The following is a 5,250-nucleotide window of genomic DNA, read 5'->3' as shown; positions in this document are numbered from 1 at the left end:
GCTTGCCCGTCGAAAACAGGTGGCGTATCTCCGCCCAATCATCCAAATTGATCACCTTCCATAATGGTCGGTGGCCCTATTTTCAGTTGGCGTTCCTGGCCCTATTTTCGGTTGGCGTTAACAAGCACGGATAGTGAGTCTCGACGTCCTCTTGGGCCAACGTCTGAACAACCGGGTGGACTCGTGGGTGCCGCAGTGTGTTAAGTCGAACGAGCACCAACACTGCGGGTTACTCACTTAGAAGGCTCTGAGCTCAAATCGCTGTGTTTTGACAACGCTCACGCCTCACGCGACTAGGGCGTGTCGCCCAAATAGGTGGCAGCTAGCTGGAAAACTTGGGTGCTTATCTCGTTTCCAAGTCTTTACCGATGATCAGGGGGCCCGCGTTGATCCGTTTCTGCCCAGTTCCGACGGCCAGCGCGACCGCGCGTTCCGGAACCACGCCAGGTCGCGGAGGGCATCGTCTACCGTTACCGGTGCGAGATCGCCTGGCGGGACCTGCCGGAGCAGTTCGGTCCGTGGCAGACGGCGCGGAAGTGCCACCGCCGTTTCGCAGCAGGCCGGATCTGGGACCGGATCCATGACGTCCTGCTTACCCAAGCCGACGCCGCCATGGGAGAGCGACTTCCGCCAGCAGAGGGGGAGCCCCCCGAATTACAGGAAACGCTGGACCGAGCCTCACGACCACGCCGTCGGGCGTTCCTGCGGCGGGCTGAGCACGAACCACCACGACAGCGACGGGAAATACAGGCCCCAGGCCTTCATTATCGGGCCTGGCCAGGGCTCTACCTCGCAGATTTTTCCCATGTCATTGACGCCATCACCTTCCCGCGCGCCGGAAAGGCCGGGCGCGGACCCGCTCCGACGCGGTGATGGGTGACAAAGCCTATACCTCCAGTGCCAACCGTCCACTCCTGCGGGCGAGGAAATCAAGACCGTCATTCCCGAACCCAGAGACCAGGCCGCCAACCCCAAGAAACAAAGGCGCCCGCGGCGTCCGACCCAGCACGGGCAGCGCCGCCCACTCAGACTGCCGACGAAGACACCACCATAACGTCCGATACTGCCGGGTCACGACCCGCATTCGAATTCCAAATGGGGACTATCAGAAAATATCCGTTCTAGCCGCCAGATCGAGACGTGTCCTCCGGATGTGGCCCCTGACGAGGCTAGCCGCGACGTCGTGATCACGCCGTTTGATGCTGTCCACAATCAGCCGATGTTCGGCATCGGTGGCCCACTGCCGCTCGGCGCTGAATCCCTGAGCAAACACCCGTCGGTAGTGCTGGGTTGAATTCCAGAATCGCTCAATGAGTTCATGGAGGAGCGAAAAGTTGCCTCCCGCGTAGGTCAAGAGATGGAATTCCCGGTCGACCCTCAAAAATGTCTCAATGTCCGAAGCTTGGGCAATCTCCTCCACCAATTCATCTAGGCGCCGAACTTGCTCCTCGGAGAGGCCATCAATACTTTCCCTAATGGCAAGGGACTCAACCTGTTCACGGAGTTTGTAGATCTGGTCGAACTCAAATGCGTCAAGCTTCGAGACCCAAGCTCCACTGTTCGGAACAATGCTGACCAACCCCTCCGCCTCAAGGAGTTTCAAGCTTTCCCTCACCGGAATGCGGCTCGCGCCGAATTTTTCAGCCAGCATCTCTTGACCGATCCGTTCTCCCGGGGCCAGTTCGCCGCTGATAATCATGGTCCTGAGCTGGTCTGCGATCCGGGCACCTGCGGCCCTTGCTGTTCCTCGCGATTTCATTTCCACGGCTTCAATCCTGACTTGCGGCATAACACCGAATGTATCCACACGGACTCACGAAAGTGAGTAATCTGAAAGCGTAGTAGTGTTCCGCCTCAACGTCACGCCCGACTCAGATTGGCGCCTGAGGCAACACGACTGCCACTGGATCCATTGTGTCAGACGGTAGATGGAACCCGTGGTAAAAGCACACCCCTTGAGGCTCGGACCGAACGGATAAGTCGAAGGGTAGGCGTGAGGTTTCCAGCGCCGTCCGTCTAGAGCAAAATGGCCGTGCTGACCCGCACTTCTCTCAAGCGAGCTTGCTAAGGAGGTCGGAAGCCTCCGCGAGCGCTCCCCTGAAGCGGTTCGCGGAAGGCTCTCTACAGCAGTCATCGGCGTCATGCCGTGACACCAAAAGCCATCCATGAACGACCAAAGAATCTTCGCTGTTTGTCATTCTGAACCTCCATCATCGCTGGACGGGCCCTCCGCGCAACCAGGGCGCGATGCGCCGGTCCGGATCCAAAATTTCACTCGGCGCTCCTCCGTCGCTTATCTCCTCGCGAAATCTAGGTCCATGACCGGTGCCCCAAGTGGCACTCCGGCCCCTCATACCCAGCGGTGACTCCTCTATCAGAACGACGCCGAAATCTAACAAGCACGACCGGCGCCCGCCAGTCGCTGAAAGAGAAGGAATATGGAAACACTAACGATCAAAACGCCCGCGGACGTACTCAGTTTCGTCGGACACACCCTGGGGTTCTGGCCGCGCGAAAGCCTCGTCGGCATCACACTTGTCGAGAACCATGTCGGGGCCACACTGCGCGTTGACCTGCCGAAGCCGGGGTCAGAGATCAGCTATGCACAGACCATCGCCGAATACCTAGCCCATGACGCTAAGGCTGCCAGCGTCGTCTTCGCCCTCTACACAGCGTTGCCCGCTGAAGCCGGACGTGCCAAGCCTCACGCCGCAACCATCGCGGCACTAACAGGGGCCCTTGCCGAGCGGGGAATGTCTATCCGCGACGGGCTCCTCGTCGGAGACGACGCAGTTTCCCAATACGACGGCGATCCCATGGCCGGACCATCGCTGCCTCTGTCGTCGACGCAGTCCAGCCAGATCAACGCCGAGTTCGTGTACCGCGGCAGCACCATCGCCCCTACAAACCGCATCACTTTGCCGGCCTCGACCAAAGAAACACAGACCGCGGACGCCGTCGAAAATTGCGTGAAATCGATGCAGAGCCTGATCGTCCAAGATGCTATGGACCAGGCCCGGGCGCTTTGGACAGAAATGCTGGACGCAAAATCCTTCCCGGCCGACGAGCAGATCATCAGCCTGATCGCGGGCCTCCAGTTCCCCACCATTCGGGATCAACTCGTGGCGGACATCCCCGGAATTGACGAGCCCATGGACCGAGTTCTCCTGGCCCAGACGAACAGCAAGCCGCACTGGCCCCGGGTCGAGTAGGCCGAGCAGCTGCTGCTGCACGCTTACACACGCAGCAGCACCGGACACTCCGCCCCAATCCTCACCGCCATCGCCTTCATCAATTGGTGCGAAGGCCATGGCAGCAATGCACACCAGTTCCTACAACTCGCCCTCGAAGCCGGCCCCGGCTACCACCTGGCCAGGCTTAGCGTCCTCATGATCAGTTCCGGATCAGTGGCCAGGTCATGCCGTTCCCCCCGCAGTCCTGCATGAACAAGTATCAGAGCCGAAATGCCGGACCGACCGCAAACCTGGGTCGATCTAAAGAATAATCAGCACGTCATGTTGTACGCGGCCCTAGCCACCATGAGGTAGTGAACGCGCAAACCCAAGGGAAGGACGAACGAGGATGAACACCCAGCAAAGCCCTCGCAGGGCGGTCCGCGGTCCGCCGTAGGCAGCCGCTCCCCCAGACAACCAAATAGGTCTTTCCGGGATCCCACACACCCGGAACATCAGATCAGAGGCAAGAGTGTGGACACTGTCCACACGAAGAAACACAAAAAAGGCCCCTGATCAGGGAAAACACGTGCCCGAGGTGGGACTCGAACTGCATTCCAGAGCCCGCGAACACTGGGCTCCCGCGGAAACATCCGGAAACCGAGCCAATCCGACCCGTTTACGACCAGGTCCGAAGCACTAAATGTGGACAATGTCCACACCCCAAATCCGCCCTTCGGAGCGGCAGACAGGCACATTACAAGGACTAAAGCGGTCATCCGTCTCCGCACCAGACCAGTCTCCGCTATAGGCGGAGGCACGCGGCTTTCCGGTACGTAATCCAAGCATCACCAACGACTCGGCCACAGAGTTCCGTGGTTAGCGTTTCACAAGGTGCGAGACAATCATCCCCGCGCTGTCCTCCAACGAAACGTCGCCGGCGGCCACTCCCAAGACGAGATGGAACGCCTCATCAGTGCTGAAGTCGTGCCGGTAGCCGTTGATCCAGAGCATCAAAACCATCAGCGTCCACGCAGTCCGCTTGTTGCCGTCGATCAAGGGATGGAAGCGCGCCACCGACTCCATGAGAGCCGCTGCCTTCATCGCTAACTGCGGATAGGCTTCCACACCCATGACCGTCGTTGCCGGCCGTGCCAGAGCCGAGGCCAGGAGGCCGATGTCTCGGATATGGAACCCGTACCGGTCAACGACCTGCAACGCGTCCTCAATCTCGAGGTACGCGGTCACGCATCCTCAAGGCGCGTCAAGAGCTCAGCGTCATGGCTCATCACGAAATCCAAGCCCTCGCCGATCTCGCGGCCGCGCCGGTGACGCTGCAGCACGAGCTCTGCACCCTGAAGCAGCAACGCAGACTTCGAGGTGTGTTCCTCGGCCGCGAGCTGCTCCAAACGACGATCCAGATCTTCGGGGACACGCAGATTCATAGCCATGTACCAATGGTACCAAATCAGTACCACTGATTACTCCAATTGCGGGTAACCAACCGAGGACGCGTACGGACATTGGCATAGTCAGCCGGTAACACTCCAGTAACGCCATAGATGCACAATGAGCGACAAAGACAGAAGCACGCGTCGGTCCTGCCCTTTCCTCGTAGCGACCGGGAGGTCACAAAGTGATGGTGCACAGGCATCACACCCGTTCTCAAACCCATCGTCAATGGGAGGCAGCAATTCTGTCTCTCGGAATAGTAGCCCTTGTCTCAGGCTGTAGCTGTACCGGGCCAGCTGCGCCGACCGACATGGGTGCTCAAAGCCAACTTCCCACGGCGAGTTCCGACACGAGGGGCGGTAGTGGCGGATCCACCGGAAGCAGCGGTGGAGGCGACTCAGGCAGCGGAAGCAGCGGTGGAGGCAACGCAGGAAACGGAGACAGCGGACACAGCGGAGGCGACGGCGGAGGCGACGCAGGCAGCGGACGCGGCGGTGCAAACCCGGTGGTCTATGAGTGGGGTTTGCCCTCAAGCGATATCAGCGTCACTGGAAACGATGGACCCGCCTACGGCAGTCTGAGAAGAGGATGCCAGGAGGGGCAGGACTTTGTCTTCTCGGAGGCC

General features: G+C 59.8%; 3 protein-coding genes and 2 pseudogenes. 2 read left to right on the top strand and 3 right to left on the bottom strand.

The genetic code is table 11. The annotated features are described in order from the left end of the window. Positions 1–423 precede the first annotated feature (423 nt). Positions 424–873: pseudogene (locus NFC73_RS20740) on the top strand (transposase); the annotation flags it as partial. Between the two features lie 232 nt (positions 874–1,105). Here NFC73_RS20740 and NFC73_RS11485 read toward each other — a convergent pair. Then, on the bottom strand, positions 1,106–1,759 hold the full coding sequence (locus NFC73_RS11485; RefSeq protein ID WP_254750293.1) for a GntR family transcriptional regulator: 654 nt from the start codon (positions 1,757–1,759) through the stop codon (positions 1,106–1,108). Positions 1,760–2,438: 679 nt separating this feature from the next. On the opposite strand from NFC73_RS11485, the pseudogene NFC73_RS11480 reads away from it, so the two are divergent. Next, positions 2,439–3,446, top strand: a pseudogene (locus NFC73_RS11480) (DUF4192 domain-containing protein). Positions 3,447–4,052: 606 nt separating this feature from the next. Here the strand turns inward: NFC73_RS11480 and NFC73_RS11475 are convergent. After that, positions 4,053–4,421, bottom strand: coding sequence for a type II toxin-antitoxin system death-on-curing family toxin (locus tag NFC73_RS11475; protein WP_254750271.1), 369 nt, complete (start codon positions 4,419–4,421; stop codon positions 4,053–4,055). Then, on the bottom strand, positions 4,418–4,624 hold the full coding sequence (locus tag NFC73_RS11470; protein ID WP_254750269.1) for a ribbon-helix-helix protein, CopG family: 207 nt from the start codon (positions 4,622–4,624) through the stop codon (positions 4,418–4,420). Before NFC73_RS11470 ends, NFC73_RS11475 begins: the two co-directional genes overlap by 4 nt. Between the last annotated feature and the right edge of the window lie 626 nt (positions 4,625–5,250).

The sequence above is a fragment of the Pseudarthrobacter humi genome, from assembly GCF_024294965.1.
Classification (GTDB): Bacteria; Actinomycetota; Actinomycetes; order Actinomycetales; family Micrococcaceae; genus Arthrobacter; species Arthrobacter humi.
Note: the sequence above shows the minus strand (reverse complement) of the source record. Positions and strands in the feature narration are given on the sequence as shown.